The 23,273-nt window shown below is 48.7% G+C and carries 24 protein-coding genes, 1 pseudogene and 1 riboswitch; of the genes and pseudogenes, 11 read left to right on the top strand and 14 right to left on the bottom strand.

The window, feature by feature from the left end; genetic code table 11:
• Nucleotides 1–24 precede the first annotated feature (24 nt).
• From AB840_RS00985 to gmhA, 3 genes are read left to right on the top strand one after another with little or no spacing between them, the layout of a single operon-like run.
• Nucleotides 25–1,410 carry an NAD(P)-dependent oxidoreductase gene (locus AB840_RS00985; RefSeq protein WP_048512955.1) on the top strand — a complete coding sequence of 462 codons (1,386 nt, stop codon included), beginning with the start codon at nucleotides 25–27 and terminating at the stop codon, nucleotides 1,408–1,410.
• Nucleotides 1,411–1,430: 20 nt separating this feature from the next.
• Nucleotides 1,431–1,997, top strand: coding sequence for a beta-class carbonic anhydrase (locus tag AB840_RS00980; protein WP_048512954.1), 567 nt, complete (start codon nucleotides 1,431–1,433; stop codon nucleotides 1,995–1,997).
• Between the two features lie 35 nt (nucleotides 1,998–2,032).
• Nucleotides 2,033–2,569 carry a D-sedoheptulose 7-phosphate isomerase gene (gene gmhA / locus AB840_RS00975; protein WP_171969722.1) on the top strand — a complete coding sequence of 179 codons (537 nt, stop codon included), beginning with the start codon at nucleotides 2,033–2,035 and terminating at the stop codon, nucleotides 2,567–2,569.
• Between the two features lie 95 nt (nucleotides 2,570–2,664).
• On the opposite strand, the gene AB840_RS00970 is transcribed toward gmhA, so the two are convergent.
• Nucleotides 2,665–3,309, bottom strand: a complete 645-nt coding sequence (locus AB840_RS00970) for a tetratricopeptide repeat protein (RefSeq protein WP_048512952.1) — start codon at nucleotides 3,307–3,309, stop codon at nucleotides 2,665–2,667.
• A 129-nt stretch (nucleotides 3,310–3,438) separates the two neighbouring features.
• On the opposite strand from AB840_RS00970, the gene AB840_RS00965 reads away from it, so the two are divergent.
• Both AB840_RS00965 and AB840_RS00960 read left to right on the top strand, forming a co-directional pair.
• Nucleotides 3,439–3,837 carry a NusG domain II-containing protein gene (locus AB840_RS00965; RefSeq protein ID WP_078791689.1) on the top strand — a complete coding sequence of 133 codons (399 nt, stop codon included), beginning with the start codon at nucleotides 3,439–3,441 and terminating at the stop codon, nucleotides 3,835–3,837.
• A 10-nt stretch (nucleotides 3,838–3,847) separates the two neighbouring features.
• Nucleotides 3,848–4,369 carry a Gx transporter family protein gene (locus tag AB840_RS00960; RefSeq protein ID WP_048512951.1) on the top strand — a complete coding sequence of 174 codons (522 nt, stop codon included), beginning with the start codon at nucleotides 3,848–3,850 and terminating at the stop codon, nucleotides 4,367–4,369.
• A gap of 64 nt (nucleotides 4,370–4,433) precedes the next feature.
• Here AB840_RS00960 and AB840_RS00955 read toward each other — a convergent pair whose 3' ends face one another.
• From AB840_RS00955 to AB840_RS00940, 4 genes and pseudogenes are all read right to left on the bottom strand, one after another.
• Nucleotides 4,434–5,408, bottom strand: coding sequence for an AEC family transporter (locus AB840_RS00955; RefSeq protein WP_048512950.1), 975 nt, complete (start codon nucleotides 5,406–5,408; stop codon nucleotides 4,434–4,436).
• 46 nt (nucleotides 5,409–5,454) lie between these two features.
• Complete coding sequence (locus tag AB840_RS00950; RefSeq protein ID WP_048512949.1) at nucleotides 5,455–6,126, bottom strand: 3'-5' exonuclease; 672 nt, start codon at nucleotides 6,124–6,126, stop codon at nucleotides 5,455–5,457.
• Nucleotides 6,127–6,304: 178 nt separating this feature from the next.
• Entirely contained in the window at nucleotides 6,305–6,628 is a 324-nt protein-coding gene (locus AB840_RS00945) for a branched-chain amino acid transporter permease (protein WP_048512948.1), read from the bottom strand.
• Nucleotides 6,625–7,228, bottom strand: a pseudogene (locus AB840_RS00940) (AzlC family ABC transporter permease). The gene AB840_RS00945 and the pseudogene AB840_RS00940 overlap by 4 nt, the downstream one beginning before the upstream one ends.
• Before the next feature lie 222 nt (nucleotides 7,229–7,450).
• Between AB840_RS00940 and AB840_RS00935 the strand changes: the two are divergent.
• Nucleotides 7,451–8,008: a helix-turn-helix domain-containing protein gene (locus AB840_RS00935; RefSeq protein ID WP_048512947.1), complete on the top strand. Its 558-nt coding sequence runs from the start codon at nucleotides 7,451–7,453 to the stop codon at nucleotides 8,006–8,008.
• Nucleotides 8,009–8,062: 54 nt separating this feature from the next.
• Here the strand turns inward: AB840_RS00935 and AB840_RS00930 are convergent, their stop codons facing one another.
• From AB840_RS00930 to AB840_RS00920, 3 genes are all read right to left on the bottom strand, one after another.
• Nucleotides 8,063–8,572 carry a PTS sugar transporter subunit IIA gene (locus tag AB840_RS00930; RefSeq protein WP_078791690.1) on the bottom strand — a complete coding sequence of 170 codons (510 nt, stop codon included), beginning with the start codon at nucleotides 8,570–8,572 and terminating at the stop codon, nucleotides 8,063–8,065.
• 255 nt (nucleotides 8,573–8,827) lie between these two features.
• Complete coding sequence (locus tag AB840_RS00925; RefSeq protein ID WP_048512946.1) at nucleotides 8,828–9,241, bottom strand: flavodoxin; 414 nt, start codon at nucleotides 9,239–9,241, stop codon at nucleotides 8,828–8,830.
• 14 nt (nucleotides 9,242–9,255) lie between these two features.
• Complete coding sequence (locus AB840_RS00920; protein ID WP_048512945.1) at nucleotides 9,256–9,813, bottom strand: DUF3793 family protein; 558 nt, start codon at nucleotides 9,811–9,813, stop codon at nucleotides 9,256–9,258.
• A 167-nt stretch (nucleotides 9,814–9,980) separates the two neighbouring features.
• On the opposite strand from AB840_RS00920, the gene AB840_RS00915 reads away from it, so the two are divergent.
• A complete protein-coding gene (locus tag AB840_RS00915; RefSeq protein WP_048512944.1) occupies nucleotides 9,981–10,394 on the top strand; it encodes a PaaI family thioesterase in 414 nt (137 codons plus the stop codon).
• A 94-nt stretch (nucleotides 10,395–10,488) separates the two neighbouring features.
• Here AB840_RS00915 and AB840_RS00910 read toward each other — a convergent pair whose 3' ends face one another.
• Nucleotides 10,489–10,743, bottom strand: coding sequence for a TIGR03905 family TSCPD domain-containing protein (locus tag AB840_RS00910; protein WP_048512943.1), 255 nt, complete (start codon nucleotides 10,741–10,743; stop codon nucleotides 10,489–10,491).
• An 18-nt stretch (nucleotides 10,744–10,761) separates the two neighbouring features.
• Nucleotides 10,762–11,070: a thioredoxin gene (trxA, locus tag AB840_RS00905; RefSeq protein ID WP_048512942.1), complete on the bottom strand. Its 309-nt coding sequence runs from the start codon at nucleotides 11,068–11,070 to the stop codon at nucleotides 10,762–10,764.
• Between the two features lie 233 nt (nucleotides 11,071–11,303).
• Between trxA and AB840_RS00900 the strand changes: the two genes are divergently transcribed.
• A complete protein-coding gene (locus AB840_RS00900; RefSeq protein ID WP_048512941.1) occupies nucleotides 11,304–11,738 on the top strand; it encodes a SoxR reducing system RseC family protein in 435 nt (144 codons plus the stop codon).
• A 69-nt stretch (nucleotides 11,739–11,807) separates the two neighbouring features.
• On the opposite strand, the gene AB840_RS00895 is transcribed toward AB840_RS00900, so the two are convergent.
• The 4 genes from AB840_RS00895 to AB840_RS00875 form a co-directional block, all read right to left on the bottom strand.
• Nucleotides 11,808–12,629, bottom strand: a complete 822-nt coding sequence (locus tag AB840_RS00895) for a MetQ/NlpA family ABC transporter substrate-binding protein (protein ID WP_048512940.1) — start codon at nucleotides 12,627–12,629, stop codon at nucleotides 11,808–11,810.
• Between the two features lie 126 nt (nucleotides 12,630–12,755).
• Nucleotides 12,756–12,854: riboswitch (SAM riboswitch) on the bottom strand.
• A gap of 94 nt (nucleotides 12,855–12,948) precedes the next feature.
• Complete coding sequence (locus AB840_RS00885; RefSeq protein WP_048512938.1) at nucleotides 12,949–14,349, bottom strand: FAD-binding oxidoreductase; 1,401 nt, start codon at nucleotides 14,347–14,349, stop codon at nucleotides 12,949–12,951.
• A 165-nt stretch (nucleotides 14,350–14,514) separates the two neighbouring features.
• A complete protein-coding gene (locus AB840_RS00880) occupies nucleotides 14,515–14,943 on the bottom strand; it encodes a hypothetical protein (RefSeq protein WP_048512937.1) in 429 nt (142 codons plus the stop codon).
• Between the two features lie 102 nt (nucleotides 14,944–15,045).
• Nucleotides 15,046–16,380 carry an MFS transporter gene (locus AB840_RS00875; RefSeq protein ID WP_048512936.1) on the bottom strand — a complete coding sequence of 445 codons (1,335 nt, stop codon included), beginning with the start codon at nucleotides 16,378–16,380 and terminating at the stop codon, nucleotides 15,046–15,048.
• A gap of 297 nt (nucleotides 16,381–16,677) precedes the next feature.
• Between AB840_RS00875 and AB840_RS00870 the strand changes: the two genes are divergently transcribed.
• The 3 genes from AB840_RS00870 to AB840_RS00865 all read left to right on the top strand — a co-directional run bounded on the left by AB840_RS00870 (nucleotide 16,678) and on the right by AB840_RS00865 (nucleotide 23,069).
• Complete coding sequence (locus AB840_RS00870; RefSeq protein ID WP_234984858.1) at nucleotides 16,678–17,823, top strand: amidohydrolase; 1,146 nt, start codon at nucleotides 16,678–16,680, stop codon at nucleotides 17,821–17,823.
• A complete protein-coding gene (locus AB840_RS17010; protein WP_159445790.1) occupies nucleotides 17,823–17,969 on the top strand; it encodes a hypothetical protein in 147 nt (48 codons plus the stop codon). The genes AB840_RS00870 and AB840_RS17010 overlap by 1 nt, the downstream gene beginning before the upstream one ends.
• A gap of 453 nt (nucleotides 17,970–18,422) precedes the next feature.
• A complete protein-coding gene (locus AB840_RS00865) occupies nucleotides 18,423–23,069 on the top strand; it encodes a TonB-dependent receptor plug domain-containing protein (protein WP_236684541.1) in 4,647 nt (1,548 codons plus the stop codon).
• Nucleotides 23,070–23,273 lie beyond the last annotated feature (204 nt).

The following is a 23,273-nucleotide window of genomic DNA, read 5'->3' as shown; positions in this document are numbered from 1 at the left end:
AAATAAAGAAAGGTGAAGTGCCGTATGTCTGAAAAAAACAATCCGTTAGCGTCCTTTCATGAAGAACCCATTCATGACGCTGACTACACGATGGCGGAGGCTGTAGCTGAAGCCAGGCGCTGCCTGAACTGCAAAGTTCCTCAGTGCCGCAAGGGCTGCCCTATCGAAAACGAAATTCCCCAATTTATTCATGAACTCGTTCAGGGAGATATCCGCGCAGCTGCTGAATATATATATCACCGCAGTGACCTGCCGGCTATCTGCGGGCGGGTGTGCCCACGGGAAAATCAATGTGAGGGCGCTTGCATTCTTAATAAAAAGGGAAAGCATGTGGAAATCGGAAAACTTGAACGGTTTATTGCCGATGCGGCAATGGACTGTGGTTTTATTCCTGCAGTACCCAGTAAAAAGACGAGTGGCAGGGTCGCCGTTATCGGCAGCGGGCCGGCCGGGCTGGCAGCAGCGCGGGAATTGGCACAGCGAGATTACGATGTCACGATTTTTGAAGGAAATTCCCACCCAGGTGGAATGCTGACCTATGGCATTCCTACTTTCCGTCTGCATAAGGAATATGTATATCGGGAAATGGAGTACCTGCAGAAAATGGGCGTTTCCGTAAACTATAATGTGAAAGTAGGCACGGATATTTCCGTGGAACAACTGCAGAAAGATGGTTTTGAGGCTGTCTTTATTGGTGTTGGCACTGCCGATGTATGGGGACTTGGAGTTGACAATGATGCGGTGGAAGGTGTTATCGGCGCGGAAGTATTTCTTTCGCAGGTAGAACAGGTACAGCTTGGTGAATTGTCGCTGGCGGATCTGCCTATACAGGCAGGGGATAAGGTAATCGTGGTTGGAGCGGGCAACGTGGCGATTGATGCGGCCCGTACGGCTCTGCGCCTCAAAGCTGAAGTAACCATTGTATACCGCCGTGCCGAAAAAAATATGAAATGCCTTCCGTCGGAATATGAAGAAGCAAAGGCCGACGGTGTCCGGTTTCAATTCTATTCGGCGCCGCGAGCTGTTGTAGGAACGGAGCATGTAGAGGGATTGCAGTATGAAAAGCAAAAAATACTGGACGATGCTTCGATGGTTCCGACTGGTGAATTTGGTGTCGTTCCGGCCAATAAGATCATTGCCGCTATCGGCAATAAGCCGGAATTGGATATGATCGGGACCCTGGGAGTTACGGCTGATGGTGATGGCTATATCAGCGTGCAGGATCTTCCGTATGGAATGACCAGCCGTGCCGGTGTATTTGCTGCCGGCGATATCGTGCATAAGCCGCAGACGGTTGTACTGGCTATGCGTGAAGGACGAAAGGCTGCAGCCGGTATAGATGAATATGTGCGTGCGCTCCGTGTTATGAAGGCTGTGGCGCAGGTACCGCGTGCAGATAGTAAAGAGTAACGCTTTTTAGGAGGCGGAGTATGTCTGAATTATGGAAACAAATTGCCGCTGCCAATCAGGCTTTTTTAAAACAAAGTGAAAGCCGGGGAGGCTTGCAGCCTATGGATAAATATCCAAGCCGCAGGTTGGCAGTGCTGACCTGTATGGATACGCGTCTTGTCGATTTTTTAGAGCCGGCCATGGGGCTGCACCGTGGGGAGGCAAAAATCATCAAGGTTGCCGGCAATATGGCCGGTGAAGAATTTGACAGCGTTGTTGGCAGTTTGATGGTAGCCGTATATGAACTGCGTGTCCGGGATATCATCGTTATGGGACATGATTGCTGCGGCATGCTGAATACGACCTCAGACAGCCTTTGCCGGAAAATGGCAGAAGCGGGTATTGGTGAAGACGCTATTGCGGCTATTCGCCCTAAGTTGGCCGCATGGGCGGATCCGATCGGCAATATTGATGAATCCGTACAATGTACGGTACATCATTTGCGGTCTAATCCGTATTTGCCGAAAACGGTTTCGATATATGGCATGGCTATCCATCCGGATACGGGGAAAATTCGTATCATTGATGACGGCGCTTGCCGGAATTGAAGGAGGCATAGAATGTGAGTATTGTAGAAGCACGTATGCAGGAACACGAACAAGTTCTCGAAGCAACCAGGGCATTGGCTCCGGCAATTCAGGAAGCCGGTGACATCATTCGCCGGGCTCTGGAAGGCGGGCACAAGGTACTGTTCTGCGGCAACGGCGGCAGTGCCGCTGATGCACAGCATCTGGCGGCTGAAATTGTGGGGCGGTTTCAAAAGGAACGGCCGGCATTTCCGGCGATTGCGCTGACCGTAGATACCTCTATTCTGACTGCCGTTGCCAACGACTATGGCTATGAGACGGTTTTTAAACGGCAAGTAGAAGGACTGGGCCAGGAAGGCGATGTTTTTGTTGGCATCAGTACCTCCGGCAACAGCGCCAACGTGATCAATGCTATCGGTGCGGCTCGCGGCAAGGGGCTGCACGTAATTGGACTGACCGGTATAGGTGGCGGGAAAATGGCGAAGCTTTGCGACGTGTGCCTGGCCATACCGTCAAAAACAACGGCGCGCACACAGGAAATGCATATTATGATCGGGCATATACTTTGTGAAATAGCGGAAGAATATATGTAATGAAAAAACACCTGCCGGGTCAGCCGCCATAGTGACTATGGCGGCTGCTGCAGGTGTTTTTTTATTTGCGTCAGGCGCTGTCGGTCCGGGGCTGCTCATTGTTTCATAAAGTCTTTGAATTCAGGCGTGCTGCGGATACTGTCAAAATGAGACTGGGAGCGGGCCGCTTCCTTGACGTTCGGCCTATCCAGTGCCGCCGCTTTTTTCAGATATCGGACAGCCTCTTGCGTCTGTCCTTTATCGCCGTAGATGGTGGCAATGCCATAATAGCTCCAGGTATTATCCGGTTCTCTGGCAATAACTTTTTGAAACCAATCAATAGCCTCTTGGGATTGCCCGTTTATTTTATAGGACAAGGCCAGATCATAAAATGCGGGAATGTAATCGGGAGCCAAAGCCAGTGCCTGTTGAATCAGCGTGATGCCAGCTTCGGTATCCTGTTTGCTGCCTGTGGCATTGCCCCGCATGGCCAGGGCGACGCCTTTACCGGACAAGGCTTTATAATTGCTGCCGTCGGCAGCGAGCGCCTTGTCATATGCGGCAATGGCCTTGTCATATGCAAACGCTTGGTAGGAATGCAAACCCTCTTGAAAAAGCGCCTCTGATTCAGCGGTTATGACCGGGGCCGCCGGGGCTTTTACCGCTGCCGGTGGTGGCGGTACGGTATCACCGGCAGGACTGCAGGCACTCAAGGTCATCAGGGCAGTGATACAGGCCAAGGCAGGGATATATTGTTTCATAATGGACTCCTTTTCTTGTTGGGGTAGTTTTTACATAGCAGCTTCAAGACGGCTTTTTTTGAGGAAAACGTCACGATCTGCTCTGCTCAGAGCAGATCGTGTCAGTTTATATTTGTAAGGAGACGAAGTATGCGCGTCATGAGAAAAAAATGGGATATAGGACTTATTGCAGTACTGCTGCTGCTGTCTCTCATACCAGAAGGCATATTTATGGCAACGGGCCGACAGATGAATACAGGCAGCACCTATGCCGTTGTTCAGGTCAACGGTGAAACGTATAAGACCATTCCCCTGTCGGAACATCGGGGCACAGATACCTTTGTAATACAAACCAAGGAAGGATATAACCGGGTTGTTGTCCGTGATCAGGAGATCGGCATTACCGAGGCGGACTGCCCTGATAAAATATGTATTAGCGAAGGTTTTATTTCCAAGCCCGGGGAAATGGCGGTCTGCCTTCCCCATAAGGTCATGATTGAGGTCCGTTCAAATGATTCCGCAGAGCCGGACGTTATTCCCGCACACTAGAGGTTGTAGCATGAACAAAACATTTCGGATTATCATATTAGGGCTGTTTGTAGCCCAGTCGCTCGTACTGTATGTTGTTGAAGGATTTATTCCCGTTCCCTTTATCGCACCGGGAGCCAAGCTCGGGCTGGCCAATCTGATTACGGTCATCGCCCTGTATGCTCTGCCAAGAAAACGGGACGTATGCTTGATTCTATTTCTGCGTATTCTGCTGTCGACGGCCTTTGCCGGCGGTATTAATGCTCTTTTATACAGTGTTTCCGGGGCCCTTTTCAGCCTGTTGTCCATGACGCTGCTGCAGCGGACCGGTCGGTTCAGCTTGATCGGAGTCAGTGCTGCCGGTGGCATTTTTCATAATTTCGGCCAGCTTGTGGTGGCCAGCATGGTGGTTGAAAATATCAAAATCATGCTGTATTTGCCGATTCTTTCTGTTGCCGGTGCCGGAACAGGTATTCTCATTGGCATTACCTCTGTTTTTACCTTGCGGCATCTGCAGAAGCTGCCTATATATAAGCGGCTGCAGCAAATCTGATATGGTATGGAAAAAGCGGCCATAGGATGCACCGCGCCGGTACATCCTATGGCCGCTCCTTGTGTTATTTGAAGGGCAGCCAGCCCAGCGTAACAAGCAAGTAAAAGGCCGGATATAAAATCAGTATATATACGATCGTCGTCGTGATAAAAGGCGCCATTGCCAAATTTACATTCAAGCCATACAATCGTTCGGTGATCAGTGCGTTGATGGCACATGGCGTGGACATAACGATAATCAGCGTTCCCAGCAGGACCGGGTCAGAGGTGAAAAAAGAAGCCAGCATATATGAGGCAATGGGAGTAATGAGAAGCTTGATGGGAATCAGATTCAGCGTAGTCCGGTAATACTGTTTCAAATTGGAGAATTCGATGAGGTAGCCGATAGGCAGCAGCGCTGCCCAGGCGCTGATATGTACCAGAGCCTGAAAAACGGTTCCCAAGACAGGCGGTCTGGGAATTTGGGCGGCATATAGCAGCATGCCGCCGGCAATCCCCACGATGGAAAGCTGATTCCAATTGATGAATACATCCTTCCAGTGAATAGAAACATTCGGAGACCTGCCGGCCTCTCCCAGATGCTGATAATAATACCCCATGGGAAAAAGGATAAACAGCATAACCAGGTTTTGGAATATACCGACCATCTGAACGTAGGCAAAGGAAATCTCCCCGTACAGAATATAGCCGCACAAGCCGCCGAGCGCGCCGACATTAGAAGGAATGGCAGCGATAATATAGCTGCCCCGGTCTGTCGCTGTCTGAAAGCGTTTGTAAAGACCGCAGGCAATCACAATTGCCCAGGGGAGAAAGGCATTGAAAAACGAAAAAAAAGGCAGCATAAGAAGCTCTGAACGCAGCGGCAGTATCCAAAAGCTGAGAAGCGTTAATATAGTCATAATGACGATAATATTGAACCGGATCAGAAAATTGCACTGCTGAGACGTCAGTCCATTCTTCTGTTTCAGAATATATCCTGCGATAAGGGGCAGAAGGATATCAAAAAAAATGAATATGATTCGAGTTCCTGTGGATTCCAAGGATCATCCTTCTCTCTGTTCTGTCTGGCAGTGTGCGGCCTTGGGATCAGCCATTTTTATGAGCGGCCCGGAACGCATCGGCCAGAGAAAATGTCAGTGGTTCCGCCGGTTTCGTGGCGTCAATGATAGGCTGCATAATACTGTGGAACTCTTCTCGTTTTTTGGATAAGAAATAAAGCTTGGACGTATTGCGGGCATCCCACAAGGCGTCGTGCATCTGGCCGTCAAAGGTTTCACCCAGTGTGCTGACGGCCTTGTCCAGAGAAATTACCTTATCCAGGCCCAGCAGATTGCAGTATATCTGCTGAAAATTCTGCCAATGGTCAAGCATCCAGCGGATTTTCTCGTCATGCATATCCAGTTTTTTCAGGCGCATTTCGCAGGTTAGCTGGCGCCAGTCGTTTTCACTCCAAGCGTACATTTCATAATCATTATCTGCGGCTTCGTTGCACCAAGCGAGAAAATGGTGGAAAGCCTGTCCGAAATGGGATGACTTTGCCAGCATTTCCATCGTGATGCCCGTCAGCTCCTGGCAGGTAGCATTCATTTCTGTCATGTACTCCGGCAGGACATATTCTTTATATGAAGAGATTTCCTCTCCGTCTTCATTTAGTTTCACCGCGCCGATTTCGATAATTTCACCCTTGCAGATGCGGCGGGCTTCCTTTTGATGCCGCCCAATGGGATTCATTTCAAAATCGACGAATACTGCTTTCATATACATAACTCCCTTCAAAAAAGCATTTTCTGCAATATTCATGAATTATATTATACCACAAGGAAGCGGGTAAAACCTATATATCTTTGTAAGGAGAACAGCAGAAAAAAATAGCGGCACAGCATCGTAAAAACGTAATCGGATACTGTGTCACTGCGGTAAAATACAGGCCGGCTGTTTATCTGAAGATCACCTGAACCAGAAACATATAAAAAATAGTGCCGCCGCCAATGCTCAGCAGCGTGCTTTTTTTCCATGTATGAAGAAGGACGATAAAAAGGATGGCAATACCCTCTGGGAGACTGTGCAGGGAACTGTAGGCGGAATCCTTCAGGCAGTATACGATCAGCAGCCCGATAACGGCATATGGGAGAACTGTCCCTAAATACGTAATATATGGCGGTGTTTTGATTTTGGAAAAAATGAGAAATGGCAGAAACCGTGTCAGCATAGTGCCGAAGACAACCGTCAGTACCGTCAGTATACTCTCCGTTATAGTCATGGCAAAGCCTCCCCGGTATGATATGCCCTGCGGTCCATGGTAAAGCATAAAATAATCAGTCCCATGGCCGGTATGATAAAATTCTGACTTCCGAAAAGCAGCAGACAAAGCAAGGAGCAGCCCAGCCCCGTAAGCGCCGGACGGTGATTGCCCGTGTGCTTCCATTGATCCGTAAAGATGACCACGAACAGGGCGGTCATGACGAACTCAATACCGGTCGTATCGAAATGAATGACCTGTCCCAGCAGTCCGCCGAGAGTGGCACCGGCGACCCAGTAGATGTGATTGAGGAGGGTCACGAAAAACATAAACCAGCCTCTGTCGACATCAGGAGGCGGCAGTATTGTGCAGTTGATTGAAAACGATTCGTCACACATACCATAAATCAGGTAAGGTGTCTTCCAGCCGTGCCCTTTATATATCCAGCATAGAAATGCCGTAAAATAAATGACGGGCGTTGACCATCAGTGTCAGAATAAAGGCGTGAAGCGGGTGAAATGCAGACAACAGCAGCGTAACCGTTACAAACTCCATCGAGCCGGCAAAAATAAAGAAGCTCATCAGCAAGGGATATATAACAGAAAATCCCTTACTGCTCATAAAAAAGCCATAGGACATGCCGATGAATAAAAAGCCGATGCAAATGGGCAGCGTATATGGCAGAGCGGCTTCAAATGCTTTTTCTTTCATGTAGCTATTCCTCCTGCAATACTTCCAAGATGACAACAGATGATTTATAATATAATAAATGATTGTTCAATATATCAGAAACTGTTAAATATATTTTACGATCGTTTGTTTTATCTGTCAAGGAGGTGCAGTATGGATTTAGGTAAAATCATCGCAATGAATCTCAAGCGGCTGCGGACGGACCGTAACCTGACGCAGGGACAATTATCCAAAATATCGGGAATCAGCAAGGCAATGCTGTCGGAAATAGAAAAGGGAAACAGCAACCCGACAATTAATACCCTGTGGAAAATAGCCAAGGGTCTCAATGTTACCTATACGCAGCTAATGGCAGAAATAGAAACAGATATGACCGTAGTGCGGAGGGAAAAGACTGTCAGGCAATCTGGAGAAATGGGTCATTACCGGATATACTGTTATTTTAAAAGTACGCCGGTTCGTAATTTTGAATTATTCTATGCGGAACTGGACGGCGGCACTTCCAATGCGTCTATCGGTCATTCCGAAAAATCTCAGGAATATGTTTATATTATAGAAGGGGAACTGCTTTTGCGGACTGATGCAGGCGCATATCTGCTGCGGCAGGGGGACGCCCTGACCTTTGACTCGACGATCAGGCATACGTATATTAATGATGCCAATACCTGCTTGAAATTCATGATTGTCAATTATTATCCGGCCCGTATATAACAAGCCCGTCATAACAATAGTTGTTATGACGGGCTTGTTATATACGGGTGTAGGTTAAAACCAGACTGCCGGATCCATGGCATTGACTATGCCGCTGGTTGCAAGATGGATCTCCTGCCCGTTTTGGAGCGATGTGAAAATACACAGGCAGGCATCAGAAGGCGCATGTTGTTTGATCAGCGTGCTGTCGAATTCCATCAGCGTATCTCCTTTTTTGACTTTTTGGCCGTCCCTGACAAGCACCCGAAATCCGTTGCCGTTCAGTTTGACCGTATCAATGCCGATATGAAGCAGGTATTCCGTCCCGCTGTCAGTAATCATGCCGATGGCATGACGAGTATCAAACACAAAGGTTACGCTGCCGTCTGCCGGCGCATAGACGATGTGATCTGTGGGATATACAAAGAAACCATCCCCTGTGACCTTGCTGGCAAAAGCCTCATCGGGCACCTCTGTAATAGGATGCAGCTCACCTGTAAAAGGAGAATTGAAAAACGTTTTTTCTGCCGGTATGGCAGGCTTTGCGGCAGCATGCTGCCGCGAGCTGAAAAAAGGAATATTCATATGAAGCCTCCTGCTATGTAATGCGCCGCTGCGGCAGGCTGTCGTGACGCCCGCCTTCGTAGTCGTATGAGAATAGATATATCTGTTTATTTTACCACATGTGAGGTCAGGAATGCCATAGCCGGACAGCAGCTTGTGCAAATAAAAACCAACAGAGATTCCTACTGGAATCTCTGTTGGTTTTTTGTGTTTTTAGAGAGAGGTATAAACGAACTGATAATATAATTTGAAATCATTGAAAAAGACGAGCTGCCATTAAGCCTGAGCGGCTGCTTTTCCAAGGGTAACGCATTCTTCCGCATTGCTCGGTGTTTCATTGACAATTGCCGTACCGATTACCGATGCGCCGGAATCTTCTGTACGCTGTTTCCAGACGTCCATCCATTCACCGGTACCCCAGCCGTATGAGCCAAATAAGCCGACCTTTTTGCCGCTTAATTTCGGGAGCAATTCAGCGAAGAACGGTTCAACGATTGTTTCTTCCAGTTCTTCGGAACCCATAGCTGGGCAGCCCAGCAAAATAACATCTTTGGATGCTACTGCATCTGCACTTGTATCTTCAAAGCGAACAGATTCGACATCAGCACCGGCTGCTTTGACAGCGGCTTCGATTTCCTGAGCCATTGCTTCTGTATTGCCTGTGCCACTCCAATATACGATTTCTACCATAATGAACTTCCTCCTTATGCTACAATGAGCGATTCTAATGTTGTCCCAACAGCAAGTCGGTTCATGTAATCCTGCCGGCAGCAGTTAAATTTTTTGAATATAAGGGAGGCCTCAAGCGCATCACCATATACCTTCCAGTCACCGCAAAGCTTGGCATGATTTCCCTGATTGGTAATGAAGCCACATACATCTTCTAAGGGATAGCCGAGAAAAATCCCGGATTCATGAGGGAAACAGCCGCCTTCGTAAAACCGTCTTGATAAATGGTTCAGCATGGCCGTCAAGGTACTTCCTGATTGATATCCATACGACTGCAAAAAAGAAGAAATTTCTTTTTTGCGCAAATAGATTTCAACCATAGCCGGTCTATATACATACAACAACGTGCGTTGTGGACAGCGAAATAAAATGAGAAAATGAAGTCCCTTTTTATTATATTTTTGATTATATATATCAAAAATATGAAAATGTTCCTGCCAGGGAACCTCATGGGGAAGACAAAGGAGCGTACCCATCTTCAACCCTGCTAACGTAGGCGAACAATGATTTACTAAAAGCGTATCAACGTCCATTTTCATCCTCCGTTCCTTTGATCGTTTATGGTATTACTATACCAATGATGATAAACATTGTCAATATATTTGATATAAATTTTCAAAAAAAAAGAAAGAGGTAATAGACCATTGTCACGATTTGATATATAATAACGGCAGCACGGAACAGAAAGGAGTTGAGCAGTATGGATCTGAAACAAACAGATGCTGCAAATCGTGATACATGGTGTTTTGCCTGCGGCACGGATAATCCGATCGGGCTGAAGCTGAAAATGACGATTACCGGCCAGTCCTGTGTGGCTTATTTTACGCCGCGGCGAGAACATCAAAGCTATGCGGATCGTATGCATGGCGGCTTGATCAGTACGCTTCTGGATGAAGTGATGGGGGATTATATATTTAAAACGACGGGAATACCGGCATATACCGCCAAAATAGATGTTCGTTTTCGTAAAGCGGCCCGTATTGGCGAGACACTCAAAGTAGAAGGAAGAATAGTACAGCACCGGGGCCGGCTGTATATTACGGAAGGATCCGTTACAAAGGAAGATGGCACCGTCGTTGCGGAAGCGACGGCACGAATGATGACAGCTAAATAATCACGGCTGTTCAGGCCGGGGGAATACCAAAAGAGACGCAATTCTGAAATGCGTCTCTTTTATAATACAGTGGTATGTTTTGGCGGATTTTCGATCAGCCGCCGATAATAGAAGCAGTCTTCCGCAGTGCGTGGGCAAACTGATCCGGGCAGGATGTGTCCTTGGCGCCGCAGCAGATGCCGGTCAGACGGTCGATGGCATCTGCCACCTTCATTCCTTCGACGAGCCGGCTGATGCCCTGCAGATTGCCGGAGCAACCGCCGACAAAGCTGACGTTTTTGATGACGCCGCCGTCGATATCAAAATTGATTTGCTTGGAACAAACCCCTTCCGGTTTGTACGTATACATATAATGCGGCCTTCCTTCCTATTTTAGTAACGCGAGAATCGATTCCTTAGGCTGTACGCCTGTAGAACGGTGAATCAGCTGGCCGTTTTTGAATATGCCCAACGTAGGAATGCTGAGAATATGAAATTCTTTTGCCAGATCGACTTGATCGTCTACGTTGACCTTACCGACCTTGATGTCCGGATTTTCAGCGGCGATTTCATCGACTACCGGAGAAAGCATTTGGCACGGACCGCACCATGCTGCCCAAAAATCGATAATAACTGTTTTTTTCGATTCCAATACTTCAGATTGGAAATTTTCTTTTGTAATAGTAATAGCTGCCATATATATCGCTCCTTTTCTATAGCATGATGTTATGTTATACTAAGCAGTATGTGAGTGACATAAAAGACACTGCGCACGCTGCTATATCCTCAGTATAGCAGAAAAACATGTTTTTTTCCTCAACAAAACCATAAAAAAAGAAAAATAAATGAAAAAAAATCTGCGCCTATCTATTGCGGCCAAAGTGCAGTATAATAAGCTGAAAAATACGTATGATGTGAGGAGATGCGGATATGAGAACGGGGACAGGTATTGTAGAATCAACTGATGAAAACGGGTTTGCCAAAGTGCGGATGAACCGCAATAATTTATACACGCCCTGCAGTGCCAGCATGGGACAGGATAATGCCCTCATCGATGCAGTCAATACGGCATGTGCCTGTAAGGGACAATATGTGAAATTTACCATACCGGATCAATATATGGCGGTTGGCGGCATCGTCTGTTTTGGTGTACCGCTGCTGCTGGTCATCATCGGCGGTATTGCCGGCTATTGGCTGGGAAGTACACAAGGGTACCGGCCGGAGCTTACGGCCTTTGCCGGTATGATTGCCGGTGGGTTGGCCGGTGCCGGTGTGATGAAGAAATATGAGAAGATCCTGAACACCAGGAGTACCAAAGCCGAAATCATAGATATTGTAGTCGAAAAGACAATGGAAATGGAATAATAAAGTAAAGTCCCGTACCACCTGGGCTGCTGGCCTGGTGATACGGGACTTTTTGTATACCTGCCGGTCTTAAAATGCGGGCAGAATCGTTCCCTGGAAATGATCCTGAATGAATTTTTTGACGGGTTCAGACTGGTAAATTTCGAGCACCTTTTTATAAGTCGGGTTGTCCTTATCTTCTTCCCGGACGACCATGACATTCGCGTACGGGGAATTCTTATCTTCGACGATGAGCGAATCCTTCTGCGGATTCAAGCCGGCCGGAATGGCATAATTGGTATTGACGCAGGCCAGATCCGTATCATCAAGGGAACGGGGAATCTGGGCGGCATCCAATTCGATGAATTGCAGGTTTTTCGGGTTTTCTGTAATATCAGGAACCGATGCGTCGACGGACGTGCCATTTTTCAATTTGATCAGACCGGCCTGCTGCAGCAATAAAAGCGCCCGGGCTCCATTGGTGGGATCATTGGGGATAGTGACCTTGCTCCCCGGAGTCACGTCATTGATATTTTTATATTTATGAGAATAGACGGCCATAGGAAGAATGATCGTTTTGCCGATGGACACCAGCTTCAAGCCTTCCTTTTTGATGACGTTGTCCAGATAGGGCTGATGCTGCATGGAATTCATATCCAGATCCTTTTCGGCAAGCGCCTTGTTAGGCTGTACATAATCATTGAATTCGACCACCTTGATGGTAAGCCCCTGTTTGGCAGCTTCCTTAGCGACTTCCTCCATGACTTCCGCATGAGGCCCTGCCGTTACGCCTACCTTAACTTCCTTTTTGTCCTGTCCGCCGTCGCTGCCGGTACTGCCGCAGCCGGCAGCGAAAAGGCAGGTTGTGGTAATAAGAGCTGCAGCGAGCAGCTTTTTAATAGATGAATGCATGAATCAATCAATCCCTTCTGGTAGCATATGTGAATGCAATAATAATGAAGTAGCTGAATACGAAAAAACGGGCCGTAAAGTAATAAAAAGAAAAGCCGTCAACGGGTGACGGCTTGATTTTACATATGTTCATCTGCCGGATTTTTCCGCTGGACGTAGCACCTATCCCGTATGGGGGTTGCCGCAGTGTCATAAGGCCATTCCCTCGACTGCTCTTGATGAAATCAGTATTCAGTTAAGATGTATCTTATCATGGCTTGGGAATTATGTCAATATGCAATACCGGAAAATATCACCGCTGCCGGAAAGAACAAGAAAATCATGCGTCGATCAGCTTGCCCGGGTTGAGAATTAATTGAGGATCCATGGCGCGTTTGATTGTTTTCATGATCAGTAGTTCGCCGGATGGTGTAAATTCCTCCATGTATTTCAACTTCTTGGCGCCGATGCCATGTTCGCCTGCCAGACGGCCGCCGACGCTGTAGGCATAGTGGTAGACCTGCTGATGAAATTCTTCGACATTTTTATCCCATGTAGCATCATCCATATCCATTTTGCACAATACGATATGCAGATTGCCGTCGCCGATGTGCGCGTTGATTTTGACCTGGAAAGGATAGCTTTCGCCGATTTTCATGATATGCTCAATCGTTGGGGCGATTTTATGGACCGGCACGACGACGTCATCTGTCAGAAATACTTTGCTGATCATTTCACACGACGTTTGGACATTGCGGCGCATATTCCAGATACGGGCGTCGGCTTCCAGCACGTCCACAGCGCCGGAATCCTCACAAATCGAGCAAACCGATTCCATTTTGGCGTCCAGCTCATCTTCACGGAATGTTTCGACGGTGATAATGACATATATACCGTCTTCATAATGCGGCATATCTGTATAATGGCAATAATCCGCTGTGTCACGAACGTAGGAATTATCCATATATTCCACGCTGGTCGGATCTACGCCGGCCTTCAATAATTTCGGCACCATATATAAGGCCTTTTGGGGATCTGTGTATACGGCCAATACATCAAAACGGTATGGCGCCAGCGGGATCAGCTTGACCGTTACCTTGGTAATAATGCCCAGCGTGCCTTCACTGCCGATTATCAGCTGCTCCAAACTGTAGCCGGTAGAGCATTTTTTCAGCGTGCCGCCGCACTGAACGATGTCGCCGGTCGGCGTGACGACCTCCAGCGAATAGACCTGATTGCGCGTCACGCCATAGCGGACGGCCTTGAGTCCGCCAGCATTAGTTGCCAGATTGCCGCCGATAAGACAGCTTTCGGCGCTGGATGGATCGCCGGCATAGAGCAGACCGGCTTTTCGGGCGGCTGTCTGCAGATCGACGGTACGAACGCCGGCTTCCACGGTCATATACATGCCGTCTTCGTTGAGCTCGAGAATCTTATTGAGCCGCTCCATGGACAGCACCAGGCCGCCGCATACCGGGATGGCGCCGTCGGCTAGGCTGGTGCCGCCGCCGCGGACCGTAATGGGGAAATCGTATTTGTTGGCAAGCTTTATGATTTCTGCGATTTCCCCCGCATTAGCCGGAATGACCGCCGCCTCGGGAAGATGGAACATGGCGGGATTCGTTTCATAATCTGTCTGATATTGAAGCAGCATATCTTTATCGGTCTTTACGAAGGACGGGCCGGTAATCGCTTTTAATGCGTTGATAATGTCAGGTGTAATGGATTGGTATATTTTCAAAAAAATTGCCTCCTCTGTAAAAGTTGGTATTATTCTACCACGTCACCAGCAATTAGGGAATAGGTAATAAAAGATCCCCTTCCTTCCCGGGCATGCGCTTCGGGAGATAGGAAGGAGATCCGCCTGATGGGCTGTGGATTAGAATAAAAGCAGCGTCGGTCTCGATCAGAATTTCAGATCAATAATAGCTGAAACACCGACGCCCTGTACACGGCTGAGATTGGTTACATCCGTCGTAGCCAGCGGAATGAGCGCCTTGGCCCGGGCAATGTTATTGAAGCCGCCCTCCAGCTGGCCTACGGCTTTGACCTTTTCTACCTGTTCTGTCGGGCCGACAACCTGAACGGCGCCGATATATTTGCCGGTGCCGACGCTGAGGACAGGTACGACTTTTGTAGCGTAGTCTGTTCCTACGCCGTTTTTCATGAGCAGATTATTTAAAAAAGTGTTGATTTGATCGCCGTACTGATTGACCAGAACGGTGACACCGCCTACCTTTAAAATCGATCCGAAATCAAAGGCCTGTGTTGCCGCCGTACCGCCCAGACCGGCAAGAGAAGCGATAACAGCACCGATGACGAGTTGTTTTTTCATATGAATATCCTCCTTGTATCAGAAAAAATAAGCAATACATATATCTATTATATACGATCTCCGATAAAATGGGTACAGCCTGGTAAAACGCAGCCGGTGCCGCTAGGCTCTGCCTCGTACTAAAGAAGCAAAAACAGCCAGAAAACACAGTATGGCAAGAAGACTGAAAGATACCTGCAAAGCGGAATGGACGGCCTCCTCATATGGCGTGATCGTGAGGGTATGCTGCGTCAGAATCAAGGTGACGGCAGCCATACTGACGGCCTGTCCCAGATTGCGGGCCAGCGCCAGCATGCTGGCGGCCGTGCCGTGATAGGCCGGCTTAACGGAACTCATGATAGCGCTGTTATTGGGGGCGCCGAATAATGCGGCGCCGAGGCCGATCAGCAGCAGAAAAAAGACCGCTGCCGGAATGGATAAGCGAGGCTGCAAAGCAAAGCAGGTCAGGCCTGCCGTCGTCAGAGCCAGGCCGGCAGATGCGATGTAGCGGGGGCCGTAGCGGTCAGACAATTCGCCGGCTTTGGGTGACAAGACCGCCATGATTACCGGCTGAGCCAGCAGAATCAAGCCGGAGGTAGCAGGCGGCAGCCCTGCAATGATCTGTAAATATAAGGATAAAAGAAATGAAACGGCGTAGGTCGCGCTATATTGGATCAATGAAGCCAGATTGGACATGGTAAACGTAAGGTTGCGGAAAATATACAAAGGCAGCAGCGGATGATAAGAACGGCTTTCATGGAATAAAAATAAGACCAGGAAAAGCAGTCCGAGCCACAGCAGCAGATGATTTTCGGCATACAAAGACAAGCCGCAGAGAAACAGCACGATGCCGGCAGTGGATAGTGCAGAACTGACAATGTTGACAAACGGTGAGCCGTGGGCGTACCATTCCTGCCGGACCGGGCGTATCAGCGCATAACTTATGGCAATGCCGCCTGCAGACAGGCCGAAGATAAAACGCCAGCCGATGAATTGAGTGATAATGCCGCCGATGACGGGTCCCAGCGACATGCCCAGATACGTCATGGATACAGCGACACCCAGTACGCGTCCCTGACGGGATTCGTCTGTAGTAGCCAGCAGCAGGGGCATATAAGATACATAGATAGCGGCCAGGAAAATGCCCTGCAGCATATTCAGCCCTATGAGGATGGCCAGAGACGGCGTCAGGGCCGCCGCTGCCGCACTGATGCCAAAGCCGGTCAGGGCAGCGGCATAGGTCCGGCGCCGCCCGTGAATATCGGATACCTTGCCCAAGGGCAGCAAGGCAGCTGCCGTTGTAATGAGAAAAGCCGTCACGACCCAGCTCATCTGATCCGGCGGGACGGCAAATTCGCCGGCCATAATCGGCATAGCGATGGTAAGGGAGGTGGAAAGAAACGGCCCGATGAAGCTGATCAGGCAAATAGAGTAGAAAATACGTTTTTCTGTCGTCATAGAATGTCACCCGGTTTTACGATTGCAGCAATGCTGCACGAGAATAGTATCTATATGATAAGTATATCAAAAATATGGGAAGATAGGAAAAATAATAAAAAATAAATATAAAAATACAAAAAAATAACGAATCATGTATATTTTAGACTTTTTTCACCTTGCAATGCTTGACCCGGCGGCGGGGACAGTGTACCATATGGTCAACTATTGAAGTAGCCTCAATAGGAATACAAACGGCCTGTCGCTGCCTGCCTGTTGGCATGACGGAAAAAGCCGCACAGAGAGAAGGACAAGTGATTGGAAAAAAATATCATTCAGGAAAAAATGATTAATGAGTTTTACTGGTTTCATAAGCATCCGGAACTATCCTTTCATGAATTTGAAACGACAAGGCATATCAGGGAAAATCTGGAGGCTGCCGGAATCCGCATACTGAAGCTGCCCCTGGAAACGGGTCTGGTAGCTGAAATCGGTACGGGACAGCCGCCCTTTGTTGGCGTGCGGTGTGATATTGACGCCCTGCCTGTCACGGAAGAAACGGAGCTTCCATACCGCTCTGAACACCCGGGCTGTATGCATGCCTGCGGTCATGATTTCCATATTGCCACGATCCTGGGGACAGCGTTCCTTTTGCAGCAGCGGGAACAAGATATCCACGGTACGATCCGGCTTATTTTTCAGCCTGCCGAAGAAGGACCGAGCGGGGCGCTGAAGATAGTCCAGACGGGGATCATTGATGATATGGATACGATTTTCGGCCTGCATTGCACGCCCTTGCTGGATGTCGGGACCCTGGGCTTTGCCTATGGCCCTGTCATGGCCGCCGTGGACGCCTTTGCGGTCACCTTCCATGGCAAGGGAACCCATGCGGCTCACCCGGAAAAAGGCATAGATCCCATTGTAGCTGCCGCTGCCTTTGTCGGTGCCGTCCAGACCGTCGTCAGCCGCAATATGGATCCCTTCGCGGCCAATCTCATCAGCGTTACCCACATTGCCGGCGGGAACAACTGGAATGTTATTCCCGAATCGGCTTTTCTGGAAGGGACGACACGGACCATGACAGCCGGCAAACGGGTCCGTATCAAACAGCGGCTTACGGATATGGCTCAAACCGTGGCGCAGACCTACGGCGTCTCGGCGGAGGTGCGGTGGACACCCGGTCCGCCGGCGCTCGACAATGATGCGGATTGGGGAGAATTCGCCAAAAAGGTTGCCGCAGAGCAGCAATTTGGGCTGGCGGCGATGGCCCCTTCTTTAGGCGGCGAAGACTTTGCGTTTTACTATGAAAAAGTGAAAGGTTTTTTTGTCTATGTCGGCACCGGTCATTCCTATCCCAATCACAACCCTAAATTTCAAGTAGATCCGGCAGCGCTGTATCCGGCAGCCGGGTACATGTCCGAATTGGCCGTCAGAGCCGTAGACAAACTCAAAGATACATATTGATGCAGATATCTCGAATCAGATACACGGCTTGTACCGCACAGCATTCCAAAGACGGCCTGGATAAAGCCACGGCCGGCGGTGATCTGGTATCGTTGAAAGATAGGCGGATCATGACACGTCAAGTTGAAACGCCGGAATACATATGATACGTATACCGTACGCAGAAAATGCCTTGGACCCATGGGTCTGGGGTGTTTTCTGTTATACCGGGTATTTCAATCGTATTCTAATCTGATTTTCATTTTATTTTAATGTAACGTATTTTGTTTTAAAGGAGAAACCTATTATGACTATTTCTGCAAGACAACTCATTTGTCAGGCGCATGAACACCTTCGCCGGCATATGATGCAGGGACCCATAGGCGCCCGTTCTTACGCAGAGCACCCAAAATGCAGAAATCATAAAAATCCATCTTCTCAAAACAGACAAAAAACAGCATAAAAAGTATATTCTCTCTGTGCTATTTTGAAAAAATGTCCAAACGGATCATTTTTATGTCCGAATGGAGTAGAAGGATTGGGCTGTATTTGATATAATGGCAAACAGAAAATGATTACTGGTATCGAAAATAGATACTATGTGGAAATGGAGATGCCTTATGAACTATACAGCAGCAAGAATGCCTCAACGTGCCTGGTATGCCGGCCTGTCCTGGGCCATCGCACTGTGGCTGACGGCTCCCGTCATGGCGGCAGAAAGTCCAGTGGGGGGGGGGGGCAATAATTTTGTAACGACACGGGATGTCGTCGTGGAAGCGGACCGGGCAAAAGAAGAAGCCAAGCTCGAATCCCAGCAGACGACCATCATTACCCGGGAGGATATCGTCAAGAAGCAAGCCAAATCCGTAGAGGATGTCATATTCAGTGAAACAGGCGTATCGCGGACCGTAGACGCGATGGGCCGTGTTGGCGTGTCCATCCGCGGCGCCGAACCGCGGCACACCCTGATCCTCGTGGACGGCCAGGCCGTCATGGGGGACTTTGCCAAATACTACGGCGCAGCCGATGAGCTCCTGCGCCAGGGTACGGAAAACGTGGAGCGCATCGAGATCATCCAGGGGGCGGCGTCGGCGAAATACGGTTCCGACGCCATTGGCGGTGTCATCAACATCATTACCCGCAAGCCGGCGAAAACCGCCGGAATCGAGGCCAATGTAGAAGGACTCCGCGTCAAGGGCAACAGCGACGTCTTCCCCTATCAGAACGTCTTTCTCCGGGCTGATTCCGGACAAATGGGGAAATTGAGGCTCATGGCCTATGGCAGTAAGCGGGATATTATGCCTGTTTTTTCGAAAAATTTTAAAGATGTGTCAGTCGGGAGTATATTTTTAGATCATCCTCATAATTTTGATAATGCTTTGCGGTATTATGGAACGGCTGATAACATCGGTATTTCCGGGAGTTATGATATTGACGATCACAACACTCTTGATTTCAAGGCCGATCACTATACGGAAGATTTAAAACGGGATATCAAACATTCTAACTCACCAATGGAACCAGTACAGAAATTCCGTCGCACTGCTGACCGCAACTCGTATAATCTGGCTTGGACCGGGAATAATCAGGGAAATACGGATTGGAAAGTAGAAATGAGCTATGCCCGCTTGAAGGAAAACGATATCGGGCTGACCAGTGACTATAATACTTCTATTTATGAAGGAAAAAACATCTTGAATTATCTGGATGATATCGACCACCGGCAATATGATTTCAAGGCGACCGCAAATACACAGGTCAATGATCAGCACATGCTGACCTATGGCGGTGGCTATTCCTATGAAGAAGGGAGCGGCAGCCGGATCAAAAATGCCCCTGACACGTACACTCGTTCCATTGATCCCTGGGATTATGACAAAAGTTTACAGGTAGATCTGAATACAGGCGTCCCCAGCTCTACCATTCATGATTATAAGATGGAATGGGAAAACGGCGCTCCCCGGTATGATCAGGACTATGAATGGTATGGCTATGATCGCCATGATGCCAAGACGCAGGCACCGGCTTTTACCTATGAATCTTACAGCTATTATTTACAAAATAAAAATGTGGGATCGGGGTATGTTATGTTGCCGCCTGAAGAAAAAAAGAAATATGATGATTTTTCCAAGCAGCTGGCGGCTGAATCAGGCATTGTGTATGACCCGATTAATAATCTGCAAACACGGTTTTTAGCGGATAACTATTACCGCCAGGGAAATCTTAAATTTAATGGTCAGACCTTCCAGGAAGAGTATCTGCGCCGCAATAACCGCCAAGCCGTGGGACGGGCGTCTATCCGCAAGGAAAATTTTTTTGTACAAGATACATGGCAGATTAATGCCAATACTATTTTATCTCCGATCATCCGCTTTGATCACAGCAGTCTGTTCGGATCCAATATCAGTGCCAATATGGGCATGACTCATAATCTCGGCGGCAATGTCCATCGCCGTTTAAAAGCGAACTTCGGTACAGGCTATACAGAGCCAGGTATGGGCGAGCTCTATTATAACTGGGAAATGTATGGCGGCAATCCGGTCATGCTAGGTATTTCCAAACTGGGGTGGTATTGGGCAGGTAATCCTGATTTGAAGCCGGAAGAATCGGTCAATATGGACCTTTCCATTGAAGGAGAAAATGCGAATACCTATGCGCGGGCCGGGATATTTTACAATCGCATCCGTAACTATATGACAACCTATTTTACCGGCAGCTTGATGGATTTTTCTCCCGGATTGACGGAAGATACGCCCCTGGGCTCCATGAAATTCGCTTCCGCACCGGATATGATCTATAGCTTCAAGAACATCGGCAAGGCGGAAATCACGGGCTTTCAAGCCTCGGTGGAACAGAAATTAGGCAGTCACTGGAAGGCAAAGTTGGGTTATGCCTGGCTCCATGCCATCAACAAGAGTGATCCTGATATGCCGCGCCAGTTGTTAGATAAGCCCCAGCATAAGATCGACATCGGCATCTCCTATGACGATATACAGAGCGGCTGGAGCGGTTCTCTTTGGGGCGATTATTATATCAATATGCTCGACAGCAATTCTATTGCCGGCAATGGCAACTACATGATATCTAGCATAGATCCGGATGATAAGAATAAATCGATCATTAAATATTTTTTTGCTGAAAATGGTAAGCAGACCTATGAAAAAAAGACCTTTGGTATCTGGAATGTCATTGTACAAAAAAAGATGAGTAAGGATTCTCTCGTGTACTTCGGTGTCGACAACCTGTTCAATCACCATGATGATGACCGGGCTTTGCAGGAACGGGTCTATAAATTCGGTGTGAATATGAAGGTTGGCTATAATGGCACGAAGAAACAGGAAGATAAAAAGGCGGTTGTAACGAATGCCGTTGCAGGAAGTGTGGTTGTAGAAAAGAACGTACAGCGAGATACCTTTATTACGGCGCCCTTTGAGGTGAACAAGAAGCCCGGCGTGGAGCTGATCGGTGATTATCAGGCGCGCTGGAATGTCCACGGCGGGACAGACAAGCCGGTGGCTACGGTGACGACGACGACGCATGTAGGCGATGCAGCGAAAAATATGCTCGATCAAAAGGGCCACGGCTTTGAACAGCGTTTGCGCCTCGGATTTGACGCCCGCATTGGCGACAATACGAATGTCACTGTTCTGGGCAGCGCTGCCGGCATGAGCGGTGTCGATACGAAGCACGACGTCAGTGACTCCAAAGGTCTGAATCATCAGCGCCTCGATACCATCGATGTGACCCAGCATGCCAACAAATGGGATTTCTCCGTGGGCCGTCTTACGGAACCCATGGGCGTCACAGGGTACTGGTTTGGCAAGGAATACGACGGCGGACGGGCTGTGTGGACCAGCGGCAAGAATCAGGTGCGGTTGGGTTACGGTGATTTCAGTTCCAGTACCGGTATCAGCGACTCTGCCTATACCCACGCGACGAAGCAGACCTTCTATCGGAATCCCACGCTGAGTGAGTTTGTAGGATTAGAGGTAAAAATTAGCGGTACGAAGAAGGAAGTGATCGTATCTGATTCCGGTTCAAATGTCAATTTCTTCCAGCAATTGAAGGCAGCAAAGACGCCAACGGAACAGCTTGCTGTCGTAAAAAAACTGTATGATTTGTCCCATGCTGCATACGGAGATTATGTGAGAGATGACTGGACAGGAGAATATAGACCTAAGACACCAGTTGTTTCATATGTATACGAGAAAGATGGGCAGGAATATACCGATACGACTGGGATAAGCTATGCTGCGAGTCAACAATTGAGCAATATCAGCTACAATAACGGGTCGCCGCTGCAGGGAGATGGTGCCGCGTATTTGAAGAATTGGTGGGAGACCAATGAAACGATTATTGTTGATAATCTTACCGAACGTGCAAAAACTGCGTGTGAAAAGAATGGGTATACGTTTAAAGGACTGGTGGAATCAAAAGAAGATATCTATACAGACCTGATTGACAGGAATCTGGGAGAAAAGAGCGGCTCGATATTCTATAAGGATGAAGATGGTAAGGACGTATTTATTCTGGTTTCGGGTGTGGCGGCTAGCTACTTTGACACCTTGGTTAGTAATTTAAATATGTTTACAGAGGATAGAAGTACGTTGCCTAGAGTTGAATTAGGAAAGGTTATCGGCGCCGTCATTAAAGTGACCGGCACGGTCCTGCAAAAGGACACTATCCCGGCTATCGAACGAGCCGCCTACATCCAGGCGAAACACTCCTTCTCGCCGGACTTCGGCGTCATGGCTTGGTATCTGCGCTCTACGGGAGACGACAATCATTCCTTTGCAGCGGCTCGCGGCGACAATGCCGCTGTCTCCCTGGACTACGGCCAGAATCGCACCGACTTTGCCCGCTATATGAATGGCCATACGATCTATGAAAATCATGAAGCGGGCAACTCTACCTTTGACTTCGGCGGCAGAGCGAGTGGCGGCACGCCTCACTTCTGGGTAGCCCGCGTCGACATCGGCAAGTCCGATACGGACCGGCCCGGCAGCTGGAATGCCTTCGCCGACTATAAATACTTCCAGCACGGCTCCTTCTTCGGCGGCAACGGTACGGAAGGCGTCCCCGACCGCTACCTCGACGGCATCAAGAGCTTCACCGTCGGCGGCGGCTACGTCCCGGCTAAAGACATCCTCCTGGAAGCGTTCTATACCTTCGATGCCAAGGGCATCGGCAAGCGCGATACCCTCTATGGCAGCGAAAACTTCAGCCTGGGAGACTATACAAGAATCCAAATGACATACAAATTCTAGTTAACAAATCGCGGGGTCGCCACTGTGTGGCCGGGCCGGGCTTGATGAATCGAGCCTCTACGCGTTGTCAATGAATGGGATTTCCGTACTCGGTTGGGCATTACAATACCCGAATCATGCCCATAGCGTACCGCCGTCCCCGGTATCTGCGTAGGGGCGTCCATTCATGGCGCCCGCAAACAAGAACCGGCATAAAGCAGTCCG

It is taken from the genome of Megasphaera cerevisiae DSM 20462 (assembly GCF_001045675.1).
Classification (GTDB): Bacteria; Bacillota; Negativicutes; order Veillonellales; family Megasphaeraceae; genus Megasphaera; species Megasphaera cerevisiae.
Note: the sequence above shows the minus strand (reverse complement) of the source record. Positions and strands in the feature narration are given on the sequence as shown.

Excerpts from the sequence above, each read along its gene's own strand:
- AB840_RS00970 (WP_048512952.1), bottom strand. The coding sequence starts at position 3,309 with ATGAAACAATATATCCCTGCCTTGGCCTGTATCACTGCCCTGATGACC.
- AB840_RS00875 (WP_048512936.1), bottom strand. The coding sequence starts at position 16,380 with ATGACGACAGAAAAACGTATTTTCTACTCTATTTGCCTGATCAGCTTC.
- AB840_RS00945 (WP_048512948.1), bottom strand. The coding sequence starts at position 6,628 with ATGACTATAACGGAGAGTATACTGACGGTACTGACGGTTGTCTTCGGC.
- AB840_RS00865 (WP_236684541.1), top strand. The coding sequence starts at position 18,423 with ATGAACTATACAGCAGCAAGAATGCCTCAACGTGCCTGGTATGCCGGC.
- AB840_RS00980 (WP_048512954.1), top strand. The coding sequence starts at position 1,431 with ATGTCTGAATTATGGAAACAAATTGCCGCTGCCAATCAGGCTTTTTTA.
- AB840_RS00925 (WP_048512946.1), bottom strand. The coding sequence starts at position 9,241 with ATGGTAGAAATCGTATATTGGAGTGGCACAGGCAATACAGAAGCAATG.
- AB840_RS00935 (WP_048512947.1), top strand. The coding sequence starts at position 7,451 with ATGGATTTAGGTAAAATCATCGCAATGAATCTCAAGCGGCTGCGGACG.
- AB840_RS00910 (WP_048512943.1), bottom strand. The coding sequence starts at position 10,743 with ATGTATACGTACAAACCGGAAGGGGTTTGTTCCAAGCAAATCAATTTT.
- AB840_RS17010 (WP_159445790.1), top strand. The coding sequence starts at position 17,823 with ATGCAGATATCTCGAATCAGATACACGGCTTGTACCGCACAGCATTCC.
- AB840_RS00915 (WP_048512944.1), top strand. The coding sequence starts at position 9,981 with ATGGATCTGAAACAAACAGATGCTGCAAATCGTGATACATGGTGTTTT.
- AB840_RS00985 (WP_048512955.1), top strand. The coding sequence starts at position 25 with ATGTCTGAAAAAAACAATCCGTTAGCGTCCTTTCATGAAGAACCCATT.
- AB840_RS00900 (WP_048512941.1), top strand. The coding sequence starts at position 11,304 with ATGAGAACGGGGACAGGTATTGTAGAATCAACTGATGAAAACGGGTTT.
- AB840_RS00950 (WP_048512949.1), bottom strand. The coding sequence starts at position 6,126 with ATGAAAGCAGTATTCGTCGATTTTGAAATGAATCCCATTGGGCGGCAT.
- trxA (WP_048512942.1), bottom strand. The coding sequence starts at position 11,070 with ATGGCAGCTATTACTATTACAAAAGAAAATTTCCAATCTGAAGTATTG.
- AB840_RS00895 (WP_048512940.1), bottom strand. The coding sequence starts at position 12,629 with ATGCATTCATCTATTAAAAAGCTGCTCGCTGCAGCTCTTATTACCACA.
- AB840_RS00960 (WP_048512951.1), top strand. The coding sequence starts at position 3,848 with ATGAACAAAACATTTCGGATTATCATATTAGGGCTGTTTGTAGCCCAG.
- AB840_RS00930 (WP_078791690.1), bottom strand. The coding sequence starts at position 8,572 with ATGAATATTCCTTTTTTCAGCTCGCGGCAGCATGCTGCCGCAAAGCCT.
- gmhA (WP_171969722.1), top strand. The coding sequence starts at position 2,033 with ATGCAGGAACACGAACAAGTTCTCGAAGCAACCAGGGCATTGGCTCCG.
- AB840_RS00880 (WP_048512937.1), bottom strand. The coding sequence starts at position 14,943 with ATGAAAAAACAACTCGTCATCGGTGCTGTTATCGCTTCTCTTGCCGGT.
- AB840_RS00965 (WP_078791689.1), top strand. The coding sequence starts at position 3,439 with ATGCGCGTCATGAGAAAAAAATGGGATATAGGACTTATTGCAGTACTG.
- AB840_RS00920 (WP_048512945.1), bottom strand. The coding sequence starts at position 9,813 with ATGGACGTTGATACGCTTTTAGTAAATCATTGTTCGCCTACGTTAGCA.